Origin of the sequence: Acinetobacter sp. EKM10A (genome assembly GCF_011075215.1) — a bacterium.
In the GTDB taxonomy this organism is placed as follows: Bacteria; Pseudomonadota; Gammaproteobacteria; order Pseudomonadales; family Moraxellaceae; genus Acinetobacter; species Acinetobacter baumannii.
In genome coordinates, this window is the sequence record NZ_JAALLK010000009.1 from 23500 (window position 1) to 48145 (window position 24646).

Consider the following 24646-nt stretch of genomic DNA (forward strand, 5'->3'; position numbering starts at 1 on the left):
GCTCATGTTTTTACAAACTATTAAATATTACAGAGACGTGAACAGATGACTTTAAGATTAAGTGTCGCTGCGATGGGTTTATTACTCAGCGGTTCAGTATTTTCAGCAGTTACAATTACAGCGCCAGAGGAAATCGTAATCCTTGCGGTGAATGGTCAGGAAGTCAACTCTGGATTATTCCGTTCTTCTAAAAATAATTATAAAGTCGATGCTGGTGAGACAAGCCTAAGTGTACGTTATCAAGAATATTTTGAGCATTTAAGTGGCGAACACGATATTGTTAAGTCAGGAGTGGTTACCATTCAAACTCCAGCGCTCAAAGATGGTCAAACTTATAAGCTTGCAATGGTAGATGCTCCAAAACAATTTGAACAAGCCAAAAAATATGCTGAGCAACCTACAGTGGCTTTATATAATTCAAATAATGAGTTAATTGTTCAACAAACTGGTGCCAATAATGAGGCAAGACCGTGGTTTGCATCGGGATTGCTAGGTAAGGTTACTGATTTCACGACTAAATCATCTAAACAACAACCTGACGCTGTGTATGCTGCTGCAAAACCTACCACGACTCAAGCTAATGCGCCTGTTGCAACAACTATGCCTGCTACTGGTGTAGCACAAACTAATGATCAGCGCTTGGCAGAAATTTGGAAAAAATCTTCTAAAGCAGAGCGTCAAAAGTTTATGGCTTGGTTAGCTGAGCAGTCGAATTAATTATTATCTATTAAACTAATTGAAATGAAAAAGGACCTCAAATGAGGTCCTTTTTGTTTAGGTTAGAAACCAGATGTAATAGCCTAAAAGCATGAGAGGCCAAGCTATCCATGGACTAAACAACCATTTCCATAACCAGAAGTGCGGCACAAAACCCACCCCATAAATGAAGCCCCCGGAAATACCCACCATCACCAGCATAAGCTGGCTATGATTGTAGTGTCCGTTTGCATCTAACATGAGGGAAGGATGCACCAGTAAAATTACAGCAAGCGGCAATGCCAACAGAAATGAAATGGCCATTGCGAATGCTTGAGCTTTTCGTTGACTTGATGCTGTCATTGCGGTTGCCATGATTTATTCCTCATCTAAATTTTGATGATGTTCGATATAAAGAGCGCTCAATACACCCGCGAAACATGCCATCAAAATTCCAAGAATCCATGCGAAATACCACATTTGCTTCTCCTTATTAGTACAGGCTATGCGAGTTTGACTCGATATGTTTGTTAGTAATAACGCCCCACATTTTGTAATACGACCAACTGGTGTAGATCAAAATGATCGGAACGAATATGCATGCAGCAACAGTCATAACCCCTAAAGTACGATGACTTGATACGGCATCCCACATTGTTAAGCTAGAGTTTGGATTAACACTTGATGGCAATAAAAATGGGAAGAGTGCAAAACCGGCAGTTAAAATCGCACCTACAATCATTAAGCTTGTGCCAGCAAAACTTAAACCCGCTTTGGCTTTTGATGCTGTAAAGAAGGCAATAATTGCCCCTAAAATTGCCAGTACAGGAGCTACTTTTGTAATCGGATAGCTGCTGTAGTTATTCATCCAGCCTGGGTTGTTGTTTGTGACTACTTCTTTGGCTAAAGGGTTAAGTGCTGCGTTTGGATCAACTGCAGCAGCATAGCTATAACCTGGGACTTGACCGAAGTACAACCATGCACCAATTACAAGGAAACAAACTAAAAATATGGCTGCCATAATTTGAGTTGCTTTAGCAGAGCGTTGTTTCAAGGCACCGTCTGTGCGTAGCATAAGCCAAGCGCCGCCATGAGCACACAACATAGAAAGGCTGACAATACCGCAAATTAAAGCAAATGGGTTAAGAAGAGCAAAGAAGCTACCTGAATATTCCGAGCGTAATGTACTGTCTAAACTAAACGGAATACCTAAGAATAAATTACCGAAGGCAACACCAAAAACAAGCGCTGGTACGGCACCACCAATACAAAGTCCCCAGTCCCAAGAGTTGCGCCATTGGGTATTTTCAAGTTTAGAACGATAATCAAAACCTACAGGACGTAAGAACAGGGCAAATAGTACAAGTAATAAGGCCCAATACATTCCGGAAAATGCGACCGAGTATACCATTGGCCAAGCTGCAAATAGTGCACCACCAGCAGTGATAAACCAGACCTGATTACCGTCCCAGTGAGGTGCGATCGTATTAATAGCAGCACGGCGTTCGTTATCAGTTTTACCAACAAAAGGCATGAGTGCCATTGAGCCCATATCGAAACCATCGGTTAGGGCAAATCCAATGAGTAGGACTCCAACTAACACCCACCATATGATTTTTAGGAGTTCATATTCAATCATGATAAAGCCTCCCCATTAACAGCTGCTTTTGGCTCTTGTTTTTCAAAATGGTATTTACCAGTGTGAAGTGAGCTTGGACCTAAGCGAGCAAACTTAATCATTAAGTACATTTCAATAATCAAAAGTACGGTATAGAACGCTGCTAGAGCGAGAATTGAGCCCCACACATCGCCCGTACTTAAACTTGAAGCTGATAAGTGTGTAGGTAAAATTTCACCAATAGACCACGGCTGACGGCCGCCCTCTGCTACATACCAACCAGTTTGTGCAGCAATCCACGGAAGTGGTAGGGCAAATAATGCATATTTAAGTAGCCAAGGTTTATTCTCAGCATTTCTTTTCGCTACCGCCCAAGTTGCTAAAATGAAAAGAAGCAGCATTAGGAAGCCAGAAGCAACCATTGCACGGAAAGAGAAAAACAGAGCTGTAACATTCGGAATAGTATCTTTTACCGCTGCTTGAATGTGCTGCTCGCTTGCATCGACTACATTCGGAGCATATTTCTTAAGAAGTAGACCATAGCCTAAGTCTTTTTGATTTTTCTCAAATGAAGCTAATAACTCTGGTGAGCGATCACCAGCACGTAATTTTTCAAGTTCAGCATAAGCAAGCATACCGTTACGAATACGAACTTCGTGCTGCTGCATTAAGTCTTTTAAACCAGTAACTTCTTTGGTAGTTGAACGAGTGGCGATGAGGCCTAATGCGTATGGAATTTTAACTGCATAATCTGTTCGCATTTCTTCATGGTTTGGTACACCAAACAAAGTAAACGGAGCAGGAGCAGGATGAGTATCCCATTCGGCTTCAATTGCAGCGAGTTTAGTTTTTTGAACATCACCTAACTCATAACCCGACTCGTCACCGAGTAAAATTACTGAAAGTGTAGAAGCAAGCCCAAAAATGGCAGCAATTGCAAATGAACGACGTGCGAAAGGAAGGTCACGTTTTTTGAGTAGATAGTAGCTTGAAATGGCGAGTACGAAAATCGCACCTGTTACATATCCGGCAGAAACAGTATGTACAAATTTAACCTGTGCAACCGGGTTGAAAATAAGTGCGCCGAAATCAACAAGCTCCATACGCATAGTTTCGAAGTTAAATGCTGCACCTACAGGGTTTTGCATCCAGCCATTCGCAACTAAAATCCAGAGCGCTGACATGTTAGAACCTAGGGCAACTAACCAAGTTACTCCTAGATGTTGAACTTTACTTAAGCGGTCCCATCCAAAAAAGAATAGACCGATAAATGTAGACTCAAGGAAGAATGCCATTAAGCCTTCAATTGCTAATGGCGCACCGAATATATCACCTACATAATGAGAGTAATATGCCCAGTTTGTTCCGAACTGGAACTCCATGGTTAAGCCTGTAGTTACGCCTAAGGCAAAGTTAATACCAAATAGTTTTCCCCAAAACTTAGTCATATCCTTGTAAATCTCTTTACCAGATATAACGTAAGTGGTTTCCATAATAGCCAGAATAAACGCAAGGCCTAGGGTCAAAGGTACGAAAAGAAAGTGATACATTGCGGTCATGGCAAATTGGAACCGCGAAAGATCAACCACGCTTTCAGAAATCATCAACGTGTCTCCTTAATGTGGGAAGAGTTATCGCCTGCAATATGCTCGGCGACCTGATTGTCAAAATTTTTGGGGATAGTGGGAGCGTCAAACCAAATATGTTTGATTGTTAAGAGAAGCGCGACTTTAATTATTAGAATAATTGCGATTTCTCTAATTAATCGGGAGTTAATATCTAGATTTTTAAGGCTCATAAAATAAACCTCGATACATATTAATTTCATTATTAATCAAAATATATTAAAAATAAACAATAAATATATTTTAAATAAAAACTTAATTATTTTTTTAATAAAAATCATGTGGTTAATAATTTAAATAATTATTGATAAAATATCTGACTAAAATAGTTTGAATTAATTATTAAATCCAACCAAAACACTTGTAAATAAAAATATTAAGTTGATTAAAATAGTTTGATTTATATTTAATTCTGATTAAAAAGGTTGGATATAATAAAGTGTTTTTTATTTCTAACTAAAATGGTTGGTTTAATATTCAATTAAAATAACAGTAAAATAAAGGCAATAATAAAACTTTTTAAAAGCAATAAAAGACGAGAAGAATTATTAATAATTAATCAGGCGCGAAAAGGTCATTCGAAACAGAAATTTTCTTGGCAACATAATGGCTTTTATGCACTTTGATAAGAATGACTTGTGAATATAGTTCTAACTCACCATACTCAGGTTCAACCTGGACATAGTGCAATTGTCCAAACTCATCACGTACACGAGCTTGTGCTGAAAAGCCAGGTCTTGCACTACCACTGGAAATAGTTGCTAGACGCCCTAAAAGGTTATAGTTGGTATGTGTAAGCTTGGGCTTAATGACTTGATCAAGGCAGTGAATCATAAATACGGTAAAGAAAATCGCGATGACCAGTGCAGGAATGATTAAGTAAAACGGCGTGATAAAGTAATGCTGTATAGCAAAGAAAGAAAGCTGTAAAAAATAACCGGCAAAACTGAAATTGATGAGTAAAAAAACAAAAATTAGAGCTTTAGAAAATTTAACATTGAGCAAAGGGGAATTGGTAAGCCAAACTGGCGCAATTTTTTTTAATAGCTGGCTTGGTCGTAAACCAACATACATACCAATAGTTTCTACCACGCTGAGCAATATCAAAGCCACAACACTTAAATGAAATGGCATAAGATAATAATTAAAAAAGAAATCAGCCATGGTAGAAACTCTAATGTTGATGATCTCAGTCTACGATATAAATACCGCCATCTGAATGTACCTTAATCTCAACTTTATTTAGAAACTCACCTAAACAAGGACCTGAAATACATTCACCAGTCTCCACGTTAAATAAAGCACCGTGGGTTGAGCATTGGATATATTCTTGGTCTTGATCTAGAAATTGGTTTTCTAGATATTCAAGTTCGGTTTGCAAATGTGGGCATAAATTCTGATAGGCGTAGAAAGAGCCATCACGCTGTGTAATGAAAATAGTAGTTCCTTGTAAAGTGTCAAAAGCTCTAGCTTCACGCTCAGGAACTTCTTCCGTCATACAGATCCTTTCCATTTCAAGCACATTCCTTCTGAAAATTTTCGAGAAGTTTAGCATAGTCATTAATGGCTAAACGAGGACCAAATTGAGACACGACTTCACTTGAAATTAAGATGGCTAACTGTGCAGCAGCAGTTAAATCTTCATGATGGTTTAATGCGTAGAGGAAGGCACCTGCAAAAGCATCACCCGCACCATTTGTATCTACAGCTTCAACATGACGGCCTGCAACGTGAAAATGGTGAGTTGGATTTGCAACTAGAGCACCTTTTGCACTTTGTGTAATCACAACAGTATGGTTTTTAAAACGTAATTGAGTAAGTGCATCTTCAACAGTAGTGGTATTGGTATACATTAAGGCTTCTTGTTCATTACAGAACAATAAATCCACACCATCATCCATAAGCTCTTCTAGGCCTTCACGAGCGTATTGAACCATTGCAGGATCTGATAAAGATAGGGCAATTTTAACGCCGTGAGCTTTTGCAATTTCTCTAGCTTGTTTTACCGCTTTACGTGCTGTTTCACTTGTAGAAAGATAGCCTTCAATATAAAGCCATTTTGCTGTTTTTAATGGTTCAAAATCGATTTGGTCTTGAGAGAGCTCAGCGGTAATACCTAAATAGGTATGCATAGTACGCTCAGAATCTGGGCTAATCAGGACCATACAGGTACCGGTCACCCCTTCACTGATGGACTTTGGTGTAGTCTGGATGCCTGCATCATTTAACCCTTGCAGGTAAATTCCACCTAATTCATCATGACCAACGCGGCAACCATAAAATGCGCTACCACCTAATGCACTAAACGCTACAGTTGTATTTGCAGCAGAGCCGCCACTTGCTTGACCTTTGTAATCTTGAGTTTGTTTTAATTTTTCATAAAGGGCAGATTGTGTTTCACCATCAGACAACTGCATGGTGCCTTTTTGTAAGCCTTGCTGACTAAGAAAATCATCAGAAACTTTAAATTCTTGGTCGATTAATGCATTACCAATTGCAAAAAGATCTACAGTTGCCATATGTGTTGTCACAGAATAAAAAATCAGATCGATAAGTTTACACCATTGCTCACATTTGCTGTAGTTTGTTGAATAAAATTCAGGTTATTCAGCGGCTAGCAGAGTTTTATTGTTTGCCTAAGCAATTGAAATAATCTTTTTAATAAATATTATCAATTAATAATGATTCTTGCTAATATTTACAAATCTATACTGTTTCATTGAAACTTCGCCTGAAATTTTTCGTAGCGAACTTATATGAAGCGTTCAGTTTTATTTATTTCATCAGTTGGGGTTATGACAAGCCATGTATATGCTCTAGAAGCAGATCAACAGGCGGTAACCAACCTTCCAACAATTTCAGTCAAAGCTGATAAGGAAATCAGTTTAAAACAAGAAGTGGGGCAAGCATCAAGTGCAACTAAAGGACTTATGCAATTAAAAGATGTCCCTCAAATTGTAAACGTTGTACCCAAACAAGTTTTAAGAGAACAGACAGTCACCTCTATGCAAGGTGCCTTGCAAAACGTTGCAGGTTTAAGCTTTAGTGTAGGAGATGGACAACGTGATCAGGTCATGATTCGTGGTTTCTCTGCAATCACCGATAACTATGTAGATGGTATTCGCGATGACGCATTGTATTTTCGCGATATGTCGAATGTAGAGCGGATCGAAGTTTTAAAAGGACCTGCTTCGGTATTATATGGACGTGGTTCAGCAGGTGGTTTAGTTAACAAGATTAATAAAAAACCAATCGATCAATCTTTGCGTGAAGTGAGCCTGATTGGTAGTACAACAGGGCAACGCCGTGCAGAAGTCGATGTAAATGAAAAAGTCGCAGAGAATGTTAAGGTTCGTTTAACTGGTGCAGTTGAAGACTCGGATGGTTACCGTGATCAGGCTTTTTTAAAACGTCAAGCGGTTGCTCCATCTGTACAGTGGGATATTACTGATAAAACCAAACTTTTACTTCAGGTCGACTATTTGCATGATAACCGTTTGGCAGATCAAGGTTTCCCAACAGACCCGATTACAGGTAAACCTGTTAAAACAAATCCTAAAACTTTTTATGGCGCTTTAAATGGTAAAGAGGTTGGGGATGTTGACACTGAAATCTCAAGCCAAACTATCAGCTTAGATCATGAGTTTAATGATAATTTTAAATATCATGGTGCAGTTCGCCACTATAACTACTCACTTGATCGTCAATATAGTGTAGATTCACATCCAGCTGCTGATAAGTCAAAAATTACTTTAACCCAGAATAAACGCTTACGTAATGAAGATGGTGTGTATGTTCAACAAGAGTTGAGCGCTTTATTTAATACAGGTTTTTTAAAGCACAATACCTTAATTGGTGCTGAATATAGCAAGCAGCATAAAGATGAGATACTTTGGCAAGGTGCTAAAACAACCACTGATTTATATAATCCTAAATTAGAGTATTGGGCGCCTATTAATACAGGAACTACAACTGCACGTAATAACAATAGTAATACTTTTGAAAACTATGGTGTATACATCCAAGATTTAATGACTGTTACAGACCAGCTTAAGGTTTTAGTTGGTTTACGTTATGACAATCTATCGCAAGATCGTGATGATAAAACGAGCGCGAATTTAGATTTAAACCGTACTGACAATACTTATTCTCCACGAATTGGAGTGGTCTACCAGCCAGTAAACAACCTTTCACTCTATACTTCTTATAACCGCTCTTTCCAACCTTTGGCTGATTCATTTGTTTTTTATCAAAACAGTGATGACTTAAGGCCAACAAAAACTGAAAACTATGAAATCGGTGCAAAGTGGGATGTAAATGATCAGTTGAATGTAACCTTGGCTTTGTTTGAGATGAGCCAAACTAATATTCAAAACCAAGATCCAGCAAACCCAAATCAAGCATTGTTGGCAGGTGAGCAAAAAACCAAAGGTGTTGAGCTTTCATTAACAGGTCAGTTGACCGATCAATTGTCAGTATTGGCTGGTTATTCGTATATGGATGGTAAGATTGAAAAATCGGCTATTGGTTTTACAGGCAATCATTCTGCGCTCACGCCAAACAACACTGCTAACTTATGGTTAAAATATCAAATTAATGATCATTGGTATGCAGCTGTAGGTGGTCGTGGTGAATCATCACGTTTTAGTGCGCCAGACAACAAAAACGTTTTACCGGGATATGCAGTTGTAAATGCGGCGTTAGGTTATCAAAGTGAACGTTATGATGTGAACTTAAACCTAAATAACTTGTTTGATCGCGATTATTTTGTGTCAGGTCATAGTGGAGCAAATGATTCGAACATGATGGGCGATCCTTTAAATGCTCAAGTTGCACTTCGCTATCGTTTTTAATTAAAAAAACTCTAAAAAGCTCATCATTTCGATGAGCTTTTTTATTTGTCGTGTAGGATATAGATAGTATTAAAAGGTTTTGTTCTGATAGGATACAACGACGTGGGCTATGTGCTTGATATTAAAGCTATGGCTATGAAAACTAATACTTAACAAAAACATAGTGTTTTGCTTGGCTTTTATTCGCCATTCTCAAGCCGACTCAGGCTATAATGAGACTTATTCACTTATCCGATATGTTAGGAGATCACATGACTGTAGATGTCACTGAAACCATTTCTCAAACTGTTCACCCTGCGTTTCAGTTGCTACGTCAGCACCATGTTGAAGCATTAGATATTTTAGTGTCTGAATATAAGCATAAAGTCACAGGTGCGGTGCATTATCACTTGGCAACTGATTATGATGAAAATGTATTTCTTGTTGCGTTCAGAACACAACCTATGGACTCTAAAGGAACTGCACATATTTTAGAGCATACTGCTTTATGTGGCTCTGAAAAGTTTCCTGTTCGTGATCCATTCTTCTTAATGATACGCCGTTCATTAAATACTTTTATGAACGCGTTTACAGCAGCAGATTGGACTGCATATCCATTTGCAACTCAAAATAAGAAAGATTTCCAAAACTTATTATCTGTTTATCTTGATGCTGCTTTCTCGGCAAATTTGAATCCTCTGGATTTTGCTCAGGAAGGTATCCGTATTGAACTTGAAAATGGTCAGCCTGTATACAAAGGCGTAGTCTTCAATGAAATGAAAGGTGCAATGAGTGCGCCTTCTGATCAGCTTTATCATCAGTTGGCTCATCATCTATTCCCTGAAACCACTTATCACTACAACTCAGGCGGTGATCCAAAAGATATTCCTGACTTAACGTATGAACAATTGGTTGAATTTTATAAAACCCATTATCATCCGAGTAATGCGGTATTTATGACTTTTGGTAACCAAACCGCCTATGAATTACAAGAGCAATTTGAAAAATTGGCTCTACATAAGTTCACTGCTGGTACAACTTTATATTCGAAACCAGAAAAACGCTTAACGGTACCTGTTGAAGTCACTGAAACTTATGCTGTTGATGGCGATGAGTTAAAGGACAAAACTTACCATGTATTGTCGTGGTTATTACCTCAGGCGAGTGACATTAAACTTCGTCTGGGTATGCGATTAGTAGAAGGCGTTTTACTCGAAAACTCAGCTTCACCACTTCGTCATTATTTAGAAACTTGTGGCTATGCTCAGTCGACTGGTCCTTTAATGGGGGTAGACGATAGTAACTTTGAAATGACGTTCTACTGTGGTGTTCAAGGTTCAAATCCAGAGCATGCACAGAGCTTTAGAGATGGTGTTTTAAACGTTTTACGTGAAGTAGCTGCAAAACCAATTGACTCATCGTTAGTTGATGCAATTTTGCATCAAATCGAGTTACACCAACGTGAAATTAATGGTGATGGTACACCATATGGCTTAAGCCTAATTTTAAATGGTTTAAGTGGTGCGATTCACCATAACGATCCGATTCAAATTTGGGATGTTGATAGTGCCATTGCTCAGGTCAAAGAAGAACTTCAAGACCCAATGTGGTTATCTAACCTGATTCAAACCCATTTATTAGATAATCCGCACCGCGTGCAAATGACTTTAGTACCGGATGCAACCAAGTCGGCGAAAGAGCAAGAAGCTGAAAAAGCACGTTTAGCTGCGATTGGTGAAAAGCTAACTGAAGAAGATAAAGCAGAGATCATCGCTAAAACCAAGGCATTGCAAGAGCGTCAAGATACACCAGATAATCTTGAACTGTTGCCAAAAGTAGGTCTAGAAGACGTGCCAGCTGACTTGCATATTGTACAAGGTCAATTGCGTGAAATTATCTGTAATCGAATGGATACGCCGTTGAATTTGTATCATGCCGGAACGAATGGCATTTACTATCAACAAGTACTTATTCAAATTCCTGATGATGTGGTTAAGTCACCATATTTCAATTTACTTTCTATTTTAATGGGAGAGGTTGGTGCAGGTGAGTATGACTATCTTGAACTACAAAATTTACAAACAGCTGTAAGTGGCGGTTTAGGAATGGGCGCTTCTTTACGCAGTAAAGTTGATGATAAAGATAAAATTAGCGCTTGGTTAACATTAACGACCAAATCTCTAACTCAAAAGTTTGATGCAATTCATTTATTGAAATTAGCATTTGAACAACTCCGTTTTGATGAAAAAGAGCGAATCATTGAGTTATTGCAGCAACGTAAGACACGCTGGCAGTCTCGTTTATCTGGTGCTGGTCATAGTTATGCAATGCAGATTGCTTCTCGTAATATGAGTGCGTTAGCTCAACGCGACTATCAAAACACTGGCTTAGGTGCGTTGAACTGGTTAGGCGAGCTTGTTACTAAAATTACCCAAGATGATGCTGCTTATGATGCGCTTATTACTGAATTGAAGCATATTCATACAAAATTATTGCAAGCACCTAAACAGTTCCTGCTCGTATGTGAAGAGCATCAGTCAGAGCGTTTAGTTGAAGAAATTCAAAATGTTTGGGATAAATTAAACGTTGATACAGCAGCAACTGAGTTAACCCAAGTTGAGCAAGAAAATGATAATGAACATGAAGCTTGGTTAATTCAAACCAATGTTCAGTTCTGTGCCTCTGCATATCAAGCTGTGGAAGTATCTCATCCAGATGCGGCACCTCTAATGGTATTGGCAGCTTACTTGCGTAATGGTTTCTTGCACAGTGCTATCCGTGAAAAAGGTGGTGCTTATGGTGGGGGGGCTAGTTATGACGGAAATGCATGTTCATTCCGTTTCTTTAGTTACCGTGATCCACGCTTAGCTGAGACTTTTAAAGATTTTGAAGCGAGCGTGCAATGGTTGTTAAACACAGAGCAACAACCTCATCAGCTTGAAGAAGCAATTCTTGGTCTGGTGGCAAGTATGGACAAACCTGGTTCACCAGCAGGTGAAGCAATAACAGCGTGTTATGCATTGTTGCATGCAAGAACTCCGACTTTCCGTCGTACATTACGTGAAAGATTATTGCATGTAACTTTAGAAGATTTACAACGTGTTGCGCGTCAATATTTAATTGAACAAACACCTGTAAAAGCTGTCGTTGCACCTTTTGCAAAACGTGATGAATTGCAACAACTGGGCTTTACGATCAAACAAGTTAATTAAAATAAAAATTGGAGATGAACATGGCGTTCAGACAATTTGAACGCACATCTTTACAGCTAAGTATGGGAACCCTGCTTAGCTGTTTATGTGCGTCGGTGGCATATGCCGACACCTTAGCCCCTGTAAAACCTGCGAGTGTAGATGCATGTGTTGCCCTTGCTTCGAATGCTGATCGCCTAGCTTGTTATGATGCTGTGTTTAAACCATCGGCCTTACCAGTAGTTCAAGCCGCAGTAGTACCAGAGCCTGTTAAAAAAATTGATAAACCTGTTGTTCAACCTGAAACATTTAAAGAAAAGGTTGTAGATAAGGTAAGTAATATCAAAGTAATTGGTAAGGCACCTACACTTGAACCTACTACGTCTTTACTAGATCAACGTTGGGAGTTATCTGAAAAAAGCAAACTGGGTGTTTGGAATATTCGTGCTTATCAACCTGTTTACTTGCTACCAGTTTTCTGGACGAGTGATAAAAATGAGTTTCCAAGCAGTCCAAACCCAAATAATACGGTGACAGAGGCCCAAAACCTTAAATCAACTGAAAGTAAATTCCAGATTTCTTTGAAAACGAAAGCTTGGGAAAATATTTTTGGTAACAATGGTGACTTGTGGGTAGGTTATACTCAATCTTCACGTTGGCAGACCTTTAATGCTGAAGAATCTCGTCCATTCCGTGAAACGAACTATGAGCCAGAAGCAAGTTTAATGTTTAGAACAAACTATGAGTTGCTTGGCTTAGATGGTCGTTTGCTTGGGGTAACTTTAAATCACCAATCAAATGGACGTTCAGATCCTTTATCTCGTAGCTGGAACCGTGTCATCTTTAATGTTGGTTTAGAACGAGGTAACTTTGCTTTAATGCTTCGTCCATGGATACGCATTGAAGAAGACAGCAAAGATGATAATAATCCAGATATGGAAGATTACATCGGTCGTGGTGATTTAACTGCTTTTTATAAGTGGAAGCAAAATGACTTCTCATTAATGCTACGTCACTCTTTAAAAGGTGGTGATGATTCTCATGGTGCTGTTCAGTTTGACTGGGCTTTCCCGATTAGTGGCAAGCTGCGCGGACACTTCCAATTATTTAATGGTTATGGTGAAAGCTTAATTGACTATAACCATCGTGCAACTTATGCCGGCTTGGGTGTTTCACTCATGAACTGGTACTAAGTTTGACCTATAAAAATGCCGCTTTTACAGCGGCTTTTTTATTAACCAATTTGAATATTGGCTTGAGGATGTTTGAGACGGCTTTTTTTAGGAGTAGCAATTAAATAGGCGAGTGTTAAGGGGCCTAAACGACCTGCAAACATAAGTAAGCTTAAAATAAATAAACTACCATTATGTAAATCTGGCGTGATACCGCGCGAAAGCCCTACCGTACAGGCTGCTGAAACGACTTCAAATAATAAGTTCATAAAGTCTGCTTTAGGTTCTAAAAGTAAAAGTATAAAGAACCCGATAAATATGAGAATACTGGTAATTGCAGTGACAGCTAAGGCTTTATAAGTAGTTTCGTGAGAGACAGAGTGATTGAAAACCCTGATTTCATCGGTACGTCTTAAAAAGGAAAGTACACTTAAAACTAATATGACAAAGGTGCCGACTTTTATACCTCCAGCAGTACTGAGTGAACCTCCACCGATGAACATGAGTAGCATCATTAGTAAAGAACTACTGTTGGTCATTGCTCCGGTATCAATAGTATTGAACCCTGAAGAACGTGGAACAGTCGCTTGAAACCATGCATTTAAAGCTTGATCACCTACATTGAGCAGACCTAAGGTATGAGGATTTTGTGCTTCCAAAACCCAAATTAATACAAACGCAACCAAATTAATAATCGCAATAGTTGTTAGGATGAGTTTGCTATTTGGGCTGAGTTTTTTCCATTTTTTATTTTGTTTGATATCCATGAGGACTAAAAAACCCAGTCCACCTAATGTATAGAGCAAACTAATCGTAATACATATAAGGTAGTTGCTTTGGAAGTTAACTAAACTGTTGCTAAATAGTGAAAAACCCGCATTGTTAAATGATGAGATACTATAGAAAACTGCATAATACAGTCCCCGAGCAAAGCCATAAATCGGTGTAAATGCGGTAGTTAAGATCACTGTTCCAATCAGTTCAAAAAGAAGTGTATAAGTAACAACACCTTTTGCCACAAAAGTAACCTTTGAAAGACTAGTCTGCCCAAGGCTATCTTGAGCCATCATTTGCTGTTTAAGGCCAACTTTAGGAGATAAGCTTAATGCTGCCAAAATGGCAAAAGTCATGAAGCCTAAACCACCTGACTGAATCAATAATAAAATAATGACCTGTCCGAAAAGTGTAAAAGATTCATGAATATTTAAAACGGATAGACCTGTAATAGTGACTGCCGAGGTCGCCGTAAATAGAGCATCCATCCAACTAACATGTCCGTTATTGGCAATAGGAAGTTTAAGCAATAATGTGCCAAAGACAATAAAGCCCAGAAAGCCCAGTGCTAACAGAGAAGGTGGGCTTAAATTTAGTGTTTTATGCGGTTTAGGCTTAAGAGACATATTTTCTGGTTCGTTTTCTTATATGAAACAATTTGAGAGTTTTTTTAGCTGCTGTAAATGACCTTCTAAAATAAGAATATCATGCGTTTGTAAAGTAAAAGTCTCTTCGTTTTCAAATAAAATCTGCTGTTGTCTTTTTACAAGAAGCGTTTTTACTTGAGGGGCTTGCTGCATAATTCCGTACAAATTAATGCCGTTTAACTTCTCTGGAATATCAATTTTTACAATATAGTGCTCATCATCTAAAGACATGTAACGGCTCACCATTGGGTAGTTTAGTGCTTGGGCAACACGTACCCCCATGTCTTCTTCAGGATGAATGATTTTATTGATATTTAGATGAGATAAGATCGTATGATGTGCTTTGGTTTTTGCTTTTACCCAAATTTTATCAATGCCCAGATTTTTTAAATTCAGCACACATAAAATACTGGCTTCAATATCTTCACCAATTGCTACAACTACTGCATCACAATTTTGAATGTTTAATTCATCCAATACATGTTCATCTGTAGCATCAGCAATGACAGCATGAGTTAAAACATCGGCAAGATTCTCAACATTCTTTTTGACTGTATCAATACCAATAACATCATGGTTTAATCTCGTAAGCTCCTGAGCAACAGTTGCCCCAAAACTTCCCAAGCCGATGACCGCGAACTGTGCCATAGTTGTCCTTTTATACTTAGTTAGGGCTTTATTTTTAATGATATTTTCTTTGAGATAAAGAGAAGCAATGTAAATATAAAAAATAATAAGCTTAAATGATAAAAAAGCCGACATATTTGCCGGCTTTTTTATCAAAATGAAAGGTTACTTCAAGAAACGTTTATAGCCCACATTGTCAGTAATTTCTGCATATGGATAGCTAATTTGCTCAAGAGTTTCAATTAAACCATCTGGGTTTTGTTTAGCATCTGTTGCTTGTAAGCCAACTAGTACACGACCTTCAGCAGCGCCGTGGTTACGATAATGGAATAGCGTAATATTGTGGGTTGGACCTAAACGAGTTAAGAAGGTGAGTAAGGCACCTGGACGTTCCGGAAACTCAACACGGAACAATCTTTCGTCATCCAGATTGGCATGACCACCAATCAAATAACGAATGTGTAATTTAGCAACTTCATCATCAGATAAATCATCTACAACATAATTTTGCTGTTTAAGTTGTTCTAAAATTTCATGACGTTCAGTGTCACCACCTTTTAAGCTAATACCCACAAAAACCTGTGCTTCTTCTGTGTTATTTGCACGGTAGTTAAACTCGGTAATGTTACGGCCCTGTAGAGCACGGCAGAAGCCTAAGAATGCGCCTTTTTCTTCAGAAAGAGTAACTGCATAAATTGCTTCACGTTGTTCACCCAATTCGGTGCGCTCTGCAATGTAACGTAAGCGGTCAAAGTTCATGTTGGCGCCGCAAACAATCGATACCATGTTTTTGCCGCTAATTTTATGCTCGGCAACATATTTTTTGATACCAGCTAGGGCCATCGCACCTGACGGTTCAACAATGCTGCGGTTTTCATCAAAAGTATCTTTAATTGCAGCACAGATCTCATCTGTATTTACGGTAACAATGTCTGGTTCAACAATTGGACCAGAGTTATCTGATTTGCGTAGACGAACGATATCAAAAGGTAAGGCACCAATTTGAGCAACTGCTGTACCATCAGCAAATAAGCCTACGTGGGGTAGGACTACACGTTCATTGGCTTCTAGCGCTGCTTTTAAACAAGCTGACTCTTCATATTCAACACCGATGACTTTGACATGCGGTGCAACATCACCTAAGTAAGCTGCTACACCAGCAATTAAGCCACCACCACCAACAGCAACAAAAACATATTCTACATCACGCCATTGGCGTAAAATTTCATTCGCAATTGTGCCTTGGCCCGCAATAACCAACTCGTCGTCATAAGGTGGAATAAAAACTAATCCTTCAGCTTCGGCACGTTGCTGAGCGTATTTGTTTGCAATATCAAAACTATCGCCATGCAATACAACTTGGCCACCCAAACGCTTCACTGCCTGAACTTTAATGTCAGGGGTAGTACTTGGCATAACAATAATTGCAGGAATACCTAAACGTTGACCAGACAATGCTACACCTTGCGCATGGTTGCCGGCAGATGCGCAAATGACGCCACGTTCAAGTTGTTCTTTCGGTAACTGGCTAATACGGTTATAGGCACCGCGTAATTTAAAAGAAAAAACCGGTTGTAAATCTTCACGCTTAAAACGAATTGTGTTGTTTAATTTTTGACTAATTCGTGGAGCTGCTTCGAGAGGTGTTTCAATTGCAACATCATAAACCGTTGCTTGTAAAATTTGTCGTACCACACGAGACAGCATGTTCATCTTCCCTATAACAGTTTAAAATAGGAAATTATTGTAGCAAACCCTTGTGCATTTGCGCCGTTTATTGGCGCATAAATGTCAAAAAATAGTTGAGTGATGTAATGAGCCTATATGCAACCCAAGATGAAAAGAAACAAGCTGCTGCGAAAGCTGCTTTAAAACACTTACCCAAAGGTGGCATTTTGGGGGTAGGAACTGGAAGTACTGTAAACTTCCTGATTGATTTATTGCCTGAACTACAATTAGAAGCAGCAGTGGCAAGTTCTCAAGCAACAGCAGACCGTCTTAAAAAATTAGGCATAGAAGTGGTTGATATGAACCATGTGGGTAGCCTTGATGCTTATGTTGATGGTGCAGATGAGATTGATCGTCATATGCATATGATTAAAGGCGGCGGCGCAGCATTAACTCGTGAAAAAATTGTAGCCTCAATTGCTAAAAAGTTTGTATGTATCGTTGATGATTCGAAATGGGTTGATCAACTTGGTCGTGATTTCCCATTACCAGTAGAAGTTATTCCAATGGCGCGTTCTGCTGTAGCTCGTAAATTGGTAAGCTTAGGGGGTGATCCGGTTTATCGTGAAGGTGTGGTAACAGATAACGGAAACGTTATTTTAGATGTATTTAATTTGAACATCTTAAATGCAATTGATTTGGAAAAGACAATTAATAATATTCCGGGCGTTGTGACTAACGGTATTTTTGCGTTAAATCCAGCAACGATTGCAATTGTTGCAACAAATGATGGTATTGAAGAGCGTACTGCACAGTAATGTCTGTGGAAATGCCAGAAATTAAAATTGTTCGTCACGTAAGGGCAAGAAAATTGCGCTTACGTGTTGAGCCTGCGTCTATACGACTTACTGTGCCGTTATTTTGTAGTAAGAAACAAATTCAGCAGTTTTTAGCTCAGTCTGAACAATGGTTAATCGAGACGTGGAATAAACAGCACCACGTTCAATCTACCTCGTTTGAAATTCCTTCAGAAATTTCTTTTTTTAATAGAGAACAGCCTTTTCAAATTGTTGTGCAGAAGCAACATCGCATTTTTCAATTTGATTGGGAAAATAGTTATTTATTTATTAAAGATCAACAACCCTATCAAGCTTTACAAAACGCTGTTATTGCTTATGCAAAACAAGAGTTGCCAGTACTTTTGTCAGAGCTTAGCCAAAAAACTCGGCTGAGTTATGCAGAGTGTGCAATCCGGCGTCCTAAAACTCGTTGGGGAAGTTGCAGTAGTCAACATAATATTATGCTGCATGCAGGTCTGGTTCTTATGCCTGCTCAAATTACCCGTTATGTTTGCATTCATGAATTAGCACACACCAAACACTTCGACCATAGTCCTGCATTTTGGGCCGAAGTTGCAAAGTTCGACCCTAACTATATGCAGCATCGCAGACAATTAAAAGGTAATCCATTGCCTGCATGGTGGTATGTTACAACTTAGCTAAAGCTACACTCTAATTGTGTTGTTTGTAAGACATCTGGTGCTTTGCGGCTATCAAGGCCTGCTTGAGCACTAACAATCTTGTTCGCTTTAATATGTAGCTGTATAAAATTATATTGCTGTGTTGAATTGTTAGGTTCGGATGAACTTGAGTTAAGTAAATAACTATAACTTGCAGCGTCGGTTTGCAGTAAGTTATCTGTACTATCTGCGCTTAAGGCAGAGCGATAGCTTTGAGAGCCTTTAATTAAGTCAATTTGACCATTAGCACGGAAATTAAGTTGGCAGCCTGTTGTACTGTCTTCATAATGGCCGACTAAATAGTCTGTAGCTGGTAGTTTTGGGTCAGAAATATTGATGCTAGTTAAACCTTGTTTACACGGATAAGCCGAACCATTGCAGGTCGCTGTAATGCCACTAAAGCCAACAGCACGTCGGTAATCTCCCGCACCATCTATACGGAAAAATTCAGACGTATTACCAGCAGGTATAATCCCCGAATATTGTTTCTTGTTCAGTAGATCATAACCTATTGGGTCTAGATGGGATTGATCTTGCAAATCTGCTAGTTTAAAGGTGGCTGCTCTTAGATTGGTGGCAAAATAATCACGTATTACCTTTTGATTAGCTGCGATATCTAAAAGTGTATTTTTTGCTGGATCAATATTATCAGGGGCTGAGGTGAAGATAGGGGTAAAAGATGTTTTGTCCCCAATAAGTTTTTTGCCGTCTAAATATCCATCTTTTAAATCTGTAGCGAGACTTTGGGTAAGATCTTGATAAGGTGAATTCGTATTATGGATGCTTGACCAATATTGAAGATAACCAAAGCTTAGATAACTATCCACATAAGTACTTGGCTTTGTGGTTGAGTATTTCAATAAATTTAAAATTGTAAGCGTACTTGCCGGACTTAAACTTGGAATATTGGTATCTTTAAACGCATTAAGAAGAGATCTGTAGACATCTTGAGAGGCTAAGTCAACATGTAATTGTTCAATACGGGTTGGGATAATTGTCTCATTAGGCAACTGACCTGAACGAATCACAGCGCGTTGATAAATTGCTTCTGAACTTGGGCTGATCAATTGTGTTTTATTGCTTATCGAGCTTGGGGTAATAAAAGCGTGATAAACACCAGAAATATTTTGATATTCAGATTTGGTTGGATCAAATACTTGAGATGAGCCTTGGGTCGTGACTTCAACACGATAAAGACGATTTAGTTTTGTGCTTGGAAGTTTAATATCGTAACTCGTTAAACTGGCAACTTGGGTATCAATCAAAATACTATTGTCGGTATTATCATATACCTTGAGTTGAACATTGCGCATTTCGACAGGGGTTTTAAGCGTAATATCCGTCATGACTTCAGGAGAGGGTTCAGATGGTTTAGGCGTGTTAGATGAACCTCCGCTACTGCTACCACCACCACACCCAACAAGGGCTACACTTAAAATTAAAGTCGTGAGGCCGAGATAAGTGCACACTTTTATTTCTTTTGATTGATCAAGCATCCTAGCTCTCCAAAAATAAATTTGGTATTTATTTACTGATATTTGTTTGGTACTGACAGGCCGGCAAGTGCTATGTAATTATCGTTTAAAATAAAAAAATTAAAATTACCAAGCATGAAATGGTTTTGTAAGCCTAGACATCCTGTCATACTACCGCAAGTATAGATTCAAAATTTGAGGTAATGCACGTGATTTCTGTCGGAATTGTTGGTGGAACTGGTTATACAGGCGTTGAACTATTACGTATTTTATTACGACATCCAAAAGCGCAGGTTCGAGTTCTGACTTCACGTACAGAAGCGGGCAAACCAGTTGCTGATATGTTCCCAAACTTACGTGGGCATACAGATCTTCAATTTTCAGATTTAAACATTGATGCATTAAAAGAGTGTGATGTTGTATTTTTTGCAACTCCTCATGGTGTTGCGATGCAACATGCGAAAGATTTGATTGCAGCAGGCACCAAAGTTATTGATTTAGCTGCTGACTTTCGTTTACAGAATCTTGAGCAATTTGAAAAGTGGTATGGTATGGAGCATGCTTGCCCAGATGTACTAAAAGATTCTGTTTATGGTTTAACCGAGTTAAATCGTGAAAAAATTAAGCAAGCTCAAGTCATTGGTAATCCAGGTTGTTACCCAACAACTGTTCAACTGGGCTTGGCTCCACTTTTAAAATCGGCACAAGCATTGATTGAAACAAAGAATATTATTATTGATGCAAAATCCGGTGTTTCTGGTGCTGGTCGTAAAGCAAGTTTGGGCATGATTTACAGTGAAAATGCGGATAACTTTAAAGCTTATGGTGTTGCAGGCCATCGCCACCATCCAGAGATTGTAGAGGCTTTGGAAAATATTGCAGCTAAGAAAGATGTTTTTGAGGGGCTTTTATTTGTTCCGCACCTAGTACCGATGATTCGCGGTATGTTAAGTACAATTTATGTGGACTTGACAGAAGCGGGTAAACAAACAGACTTACAAGCTTTGTATGAAGACTTCTATGCAAATGAAAAATTTGTAGATGTCATGCCTGCAAATAGTTCACCTGAAACTCGCAGCGTGCGTGGAGCAAATGAATTACGTATTGCTTTGTATAAACCACAACCAAATAAACTCATTATTTTGGCGGCTCAAGATAACCTTGTAAAAGGTGCATCTGGCCAGGCTGTACAAAATATGAACCTTATGTTTGGCTTTAATGAAGATGAAGGCTTACAAGGGATTGGTTTATTACCATAAAAAACTCTTTTTTGCTTCACACACATTTAAATTTCGATTTAAATGTGTGTCTTGACTCTGATCTTAAACACTGAGATGACGATGCAAAACTCGGAACAGACGACTTCTGTAGAAAGTTCGTTGCGAAAGAAAAAATTTTTAAACACCAATAAACCATTATTTATTGGTGCCGCTATTTTAATGAGTGGTTGTTTTGCGCTCGGCTATACAATTGGGCACCGTCAAGGTTTAACTGTTGTTGGTTACGATGCAGATGCAGAGCAATTGGTTGAGGTAGTGCAAAAGCAAAAAACAGCATTAGATGCAGTTAACAAAAGTTTGAATGCGGCTGTACAAGAGCGTGATGTTGCTGTTACAAATGCCAATGATTTGTTTGAAGCACTTAATCAAGCCAATGCTGATAAAATGCAGCAAGAAGGTATGAGTAACATCTACCGTGAAATTTTAAGACAACGTGGTGGTTTAAGCTTAACAATTCAGAATTTGGCGATTAAACCGTTACCGGAAAATGCTTATGAATATCAGCTTGATCTGGTGCAAGTTAGCCCGAGTAAACGCCGTGCTGCAGGTTCAGTTGAAATAAGACTGATTAAGGATACAGAAGTTTTAGTGGTACCACTTGAAGATAAGAACTTTAACTTCACTGATTTTGAGCGTTTGACTGGCCGGTGGACGATGCCTAAGGGCTTCACACCTCAATTTATTGAAGTGCGTCTAACAGGCAGTTCTGATACACCGGTTATTAAGCGTTTTAGTTGGCAGCGTGGTAAACCTGTCGAAACACCTTCTGCTTTTGTTGCAGAAATTCCTCAAGCTGAAGCAAATTCACAATAGTAACATCATATGCGAACAAATAAGCGTCAAACAAATTTAAAAGATATTAAGGCTTCTTTTCAGCAGTCTGGCTATGTCGATTGGCACTTCAATCCACGCTTAAGTGATTCGCAAAACGAAGATCATGACGGAGAGGTTGTTGTGCAAACAGCACCTCCCGAACTCAAGCGTCCTCCCTTATATGCAGTGGTATTATTGAATGACGATTACACGCCAATGGACTTTGTAATTGAAATTTTACAACAATACTTTGCAATGAATCTTGACCAAGCAACTCAAGTAATGCTAACAGTACACTATGAAGGTAAAGGTACTGCCGGGGTATATCCAAGAGACATCGCGGAAACCAAGGCAAACCTTGTTAATAATTACGCTCGATCGCAAGGTCATCCATTACTTTGCCAGATTGAGCCTAAAGCATAAGGGGGTCACATGCTCAGTCGTCAATTAGAAGTATCATTACGTTTGGCTGTTAGCATGGCTCGTCAAAAGAGACATGAGTTTCTTACAGTTGAACATTTACTATTAGCCTTACTCGATAACGATTCGGCTGTGAATGCATTAAAAGCATGCGGAGCTGATATTGTTTCTTTACGTAAAGAATTAGAAGAATATGTAGAACAACATACTCCTAAGCTTGGCGAAAATAGCGAGCAAGCTCCACATCCAACAGAAAGTTTCGACCGCATTTTGCAACGTGCAATTTTCCACGTTCAATCGAGTGGTGGTGACCGTACTGTTGAAGGTGCGGATGTTTTAGTCGCAATGTATTCAGAGCGTGATTCTTTTGCTGTTTATCTGCTTAAACGTCATCAAATTAATCGATTGACTTTAACTCAATACTTGTCTCATGGGACACGTAAAGACGAAGTTCAGGTTGAAGAAGAAGTTGAAGACATTGAGGGTGAAAGCAATTCAGGCAATGCCGGACCATTAGAACTTTATACGCTCAATTTGAATGTTGAAGCGCAAAAAGGTAAAACTGATCCACTCATTGGTCGTGAGAAAGAAATTGAGCGTACAGCACAAATTCTTTGCCGTCGTCGTAAAAACAATCCATTGTTAGTAGGCGACCCAGGTGTAGGTAAAACTTCAATTGCAGAAGGCCTTGCTTGGCTCATTGTAAATGGTAAAGCACCAAAACCGCTAAGCCATGCAGAAATTTACAGCCTTGATATTGGTGCATTGGTTGCGGGTACAAAATATCGTGGTGACTTTGAAAAACGTTTAAAACAATTGTTAAATGCTTTGAAGAAAAATCCGAATGCGATTTTATTCATTGATGAAATTCATATGATCATTGGTGCAGGCTCTAGTATGGGCAGCACAATGGATGCATCGAATCTTATTAAACCAGCTTTAGCAAATGGTACTTTACGCTGCATTGGATCAACCACGTTCCAAGAATATCGTCAGGTATTTGAAAAGGATCATGCGTTATCTCGTCGTTTCCAAAAAATTGATGTAAATGAACCGAGCATTTCTGAAACTATTGATATTTTACGTGGCTTGAAAACGAAGTTTGAAGATTTCCACCATGTACAGTATGACGACAAAGCTTTGGTTTCTGCGGTTGAGCTTTCTGCGAAATTTATTAATGATCGTTTCTTGCCAGATAAAGCGATTGATGTCATTGATGAAGCAGGTGCACAGCGCCGTCTAAAAGCAGAAAGTGAAGACAGTTTAATTACTGTAGAGAACATCGAAGATATCGTTTCTAAGATTGCGCGTATTCCGCCTAAAACTGTATCTAAAGATGATAAATCTGTACTTGAAAATCTTGAGCGTGACCTAAAACGTGTTGTATTTGGTCAAGATGAAGCAATTACTGCACTAGCTTCTGCAATCAAGTTGTCACGTGCTGGTTTGAAATCACCGGATAAACCTGTTGGTAGCTTTGTGTTTGCTGGTCCAACGGGTGTAGGTAAAACTGAGGTTACGAAGCAATTAGCAAAACTTTTAGGTGTAGAGCTTGTTCGTTTCGATATGTCTGAGTATATGGAGCGTCATGCTGTTTCTCGCTTAATTGGTGCTCCTCCAGGCTATGTGGGTTATGACCAAGGTGGTTTGCTCACAGATGCGATTCATAAAAATCCGCATTGTGTTTTATTGCTCGATGAAATTGAGAAAGCACATCCTGATGTGTTTAACCTGTTGTTGCAAATCATGGATCATGGTGCATTAACAGACAATAATGGTCGTAAGTCAGACTTTAGAAATGTCATTATTGTGTTGACGACGAACATTGGTGCAGAAAGTATTTCTCGTGCAAGCATTGGATTTACAGAGCAAGACCATAGTTCGGACAACCAAGAAGCCATGAAACGTGCATTCTCACCTGAATTCCGTAACCGTCTAGATGGTGTTATTCAATTCAAAGCTTTACCAACCACAGTGATTGAATCTGTAGTTGATAAGTTCTTGACAGAATTGCAAGCGCAGCTAGATGAAAAACGCGTAGTTTTAGATGTCGATCAAAGTGCACGCGACTGGTTAGCGACAAATGGTTATGATCGTTTAATGGGTGCTCGACCAATGCAACGACTCATTCAAGAACACTTGAAGAAACCATTAGCTGAAATGATACTATTTGGTGAACTTGCAGATCATGGCGGTAATGTGGCGGTATCAGTGAAGAAAGAAGATGGTAAAGCAGTGGGTCTAAAACTTGAAGTGTTTGAAGATCACCATACGGCAGAACCAGCTTAA

At 39.0% G+C, this 24646-nt stretch carries 22 protein-coding genes; 10 read left to right on the forward strand and 12 right to left on the reverse strand.

Translation table 11 applies throughout. The features are described from left to right. The first annotated feature begins 45 nt into the window (after positions 1-45). The gene (locus G9371_RS12395; protein ID WP_000175347.1) at positions 46-717 is read left to right on the forward strand and encodes a DUF2057 domain-containing protein; all 672 of its coding nucleotides are present in this window, start codon (positions 46-48) and stop codon (positions 715-717) included. A 57-nt stretch (positions 718-774) separates the two neighbouring features. On the opposite strand, the gene G9371_RS12400 is transcribed toward G9371_RS12395, so the two are convergent. From G9371_RS12400 to G9371_RS12435, 8 genes are all read right to left on the reverse strand, one after another. After that, complete coding sequence (locus G9371_RS12400) at positions 775-1074, reverse strand: cyd operon YbgE family protein (RefSeq protein WP_086221468.1); 300 nt, start codon at positions 1072-1074, stop codon at positions 775-777. Beyond that, positions 1075-1176 carry a cytochrome bd-I oxidase subunit CydX gene (gene cydX, locus G9371_RS12405; RefSeq protein ID WP_000270276.1) on the reverse strand — a complete coding sequence of 34 codons (102 nt, stop codon included), beginning with the start codon at positions 1174-1176 and terminating at the stop codon, positions 1075-1077. Positions 1177-1189: 13 nt separating this feature from the next. After that, positions 1190-2335, reverse strand: a complete 1146-nt coding sequence (cydB, locus tag G9371_RS12410) for a cytochrome d ubiquinol oxidase subunit II (RefSeq protein WP_000575152.1) — start codon at positions 2333-2335, stop codon at positions 1190-1192. Beyond that, complete coding sequence (locus G9371_RS12415; RefSeq protein WP_000622647.1) at positions 2332-3918, reverse strand: cytochrome ubiquinol oxidase subunit I; 1587 nt, start codon at positions 3916-3918, stop codon at positions 2332-2334. Before G9371_RS12415 ends, cydB begins: the two co-directional genes overlap by 4 nt. Next, the gene (gene cydP, locus G9371_RS12420; RefSeq protein WP_000053889.1) at positions 3918-4112 is read right to left on the reverse strand and encodes a cytochrome oxidase putative small subunit CydP; all 195 of its coding nucleotides are present in this window, start codon (positions 4110-4112) and stop codon (positions 3918-3920) included. The genes G9371_RS12415 and cydP overlap by 1 nt, the downstream gene beginning before the upstream one ends. A gap of 382 nt (positions 4113-4494) precedes the next feature. Beyond that, positions 4495-5103 (reverse strand): OB-fold-containig protein, encoded by a 609-nt coding sequence (locus G9371_RS12425; RefSeq protein WP_000753036.1) that lies wholly within the window; start codon positions 5101-5103, stop codon positions 4495-4497. A gap of 25 nt (positions 5104-5128) precedes the next feature. After that, positions 5129-5437, reverse strand: coding sequence for a Rieske (2Fe-2S) protein (locus G9371_RS12430; RefSeq protein WP_000134203.1), 309 nt, complete (start codon positions 5435-5437; stop codon positions 5129-5131). Between the two features lie 16 nt (positions 5438-5453). After that, positions 5454-6458 carry an adenosine kinase gene (locus G9371_RS12435; RefSeq protein WP_000246666.1) on the reverse strand — a complete coding sequence of 335 codons (1005 nt, stop codon included), beginning with the start codon at positions 6456-6458 and terminating at the stop codon, positions 5454-5456. A 237-nt stretch (positions 6459-6695) separates the two neighbouring features. Here G9371_RS12435 and G9371_RS12440 point away from each other — a divergent pair, with 237 nt between their 5' ends. The 3 genes from G9371_RS12440 to G9371_RS12450 all read left to right on the forward strand — a co-directional run bounded on the left by G9371_RS12440 (position 6696) and on the right by G9371_RS12450 (position 13155). After that, complete coding sequence (locus G9371_RS12440) at positions 6696-8792, forward strand: TonB-dependent receptor (protein WP_000831235.1); 2097 nt, start codon at positions 6696-6698, stop codon at positions 8790-8792. Between the two features lie 251 nt (positions 8793-9043). Next, positions 9044-11983 carry an insulinase family protein gene (locus G9371_RS12445; RefSeq protein ID WP_029424755.1) on the forward strand — a complete coding sequence of 980 codons (2940 nt, stop codon included), beginning with the start codon at positions 9044-9046 and terminating at the stop codon, positions 11981-11983. Between the two features lie 20 nt (positions 11984-12003). Beyond that, the gene (locus G9371_RS12450; protein WP_000885654.1) at positions 12004-13155 is read left to right on the forward strand and encodes a phospholipase A; all 1152 of its coding nucleotides are present in this window, start codon (positions 12004-12006) and stop codon (positions 13153-13155) included. Between the two features lie 41 nt (positions 13156-13196). Here G9371_RS12450 and G9371_RS12455 read toward each other — a convergent pair whose 3' ends face one another. The 3 genes from G9371_RS12455 to ilvA form a co-directional block, all read right to left on the reverse strand. Next, on the reverse strand, positions 13197-14534 hold the full coding sequence (locus G9371_RS12455) for a TrkH family potassium uptake protein (protein WP_000053917.1): 1338 nt from the start codon (positions 14532-14534) through the stop codon (positions 13197-13199). A gap of 18 nt (positions 14535-14552) precedes the next feature. Then, positions 14553-15203, reverse strand: a complete 651-nt coding sequence (locus G9371_RS12460; RefSeq protein ID WP_029424756.1) for a potassium channel family protein — start codon at positions 15201-15203, stop codon at positions 14553-14555. A gap of 144 nt (positions 15204-15347) precedes the next feature. Next, positions 15348-16895, reverse strand: a complete 1548-nt coding sequence (gene ilvA / locus G9371_RS12465) for a threonine ammonia-lyase, biosynthetic (protein WP_001983729.1) — start codon at positions 16893-16895, stop codon at positions 15348-15350. Positions 16896-16996: 101 nt separating this feature from the next. Here ilvA and rpiA point away from each other — a divergent pair, with 101 nt between their 5' ends. After that, complete coding sequence (gene rpiA, locus G9371_RS12470) at positions 16997-17668, forward strand: ribose-5-phosphate isomerase RpiA (protein ID WP_000061059.1); 672 nt, start codon at positions 16997-16999, stop codon at positions 17666-17668. Next, positions 17668-18348, forward strand: a complete 681-nt coding sequence (locus G9371_RS12475) for a SprT family zinc-dependent metalloprotease (RefSeq protein ID WP_000110126.1) — start codon at positions 17668-17670, stop codon at positions 18346-18348. The genes rpiA and G9371_RS12475 overlap by 1 nt, the downstream gene beginning before the upstream one ends. On the opposite strand, the gene G9371_RS12480 is transcribed toward G9371_RS12475, so the two are convergent. Further along, positions 18345-19865, reverse strand: a complete 1521-nt coding sequence (locus G9371_RS12480) for a hypothetical protein (RefSeq protein WP_029424757.1) — start codon at positions 19863-19865, stop codon at positions 18345-18347. The two genes, G9371_RS12475 and G9371_RS12480, sit on opposite strands and share 4 nt — an antisense overlap. A 182-nt stretch (positions 19866-20047) precedes the next feature. On the opposite strand from G9371_RS12480, the gene argC reads away from it, so the two are divergent. The 4 genes from argC to clpA all read left to right on the forward strand — a co-directional run bounded on the left by argC (position 20048) and on the right by clpA (position 24646). Then, positions 20048-21103, forward strand: coding sequence for an N-acetyl-gamma-glutamyl-phosphate reductase (argC, locus tag G9371_RS12485; protein ID WP_000558171.1), 1056 nt, complete (start codon positions 20048-20050; stop codon positions 21101-21103). 75 nt (positions 21104-21178) lie between these two features. After that, positions 21179-21937 (forward strand): DUF6776 family protein, encoded by a 759-nt coding sequence (locus tag G9371_RS12490; protein WP_086221465.1) that lies wholly within the window; start codon positions 21179-21181, stop codon positions 21935-21937. Between the two features lie 9 nt (positions 21938-21946). Further along, positions 21947-22360, forward strand: coding sequence for an ATP-dependent Clp protease adapter ClpS (gene clpS / locus G9371_RS12495; protein ID WP_001260033.1), 414 nt, complete (start codon positions 21947-21949; stop codon positions 22358-22360). A gap of 9 nt (positions 22361-22369) precedes the next feature. Continuing rightward, positions 22370-24646, forward strand: coding sequence for an ATP-dependent Clp protease ATP-binding subunit ClpA (gene clpA / locus G9371_RS12500; protein WP_000952702.1), 2277 nt, complete (start codon positions 22370-22372; stop codon positions 24644-24646).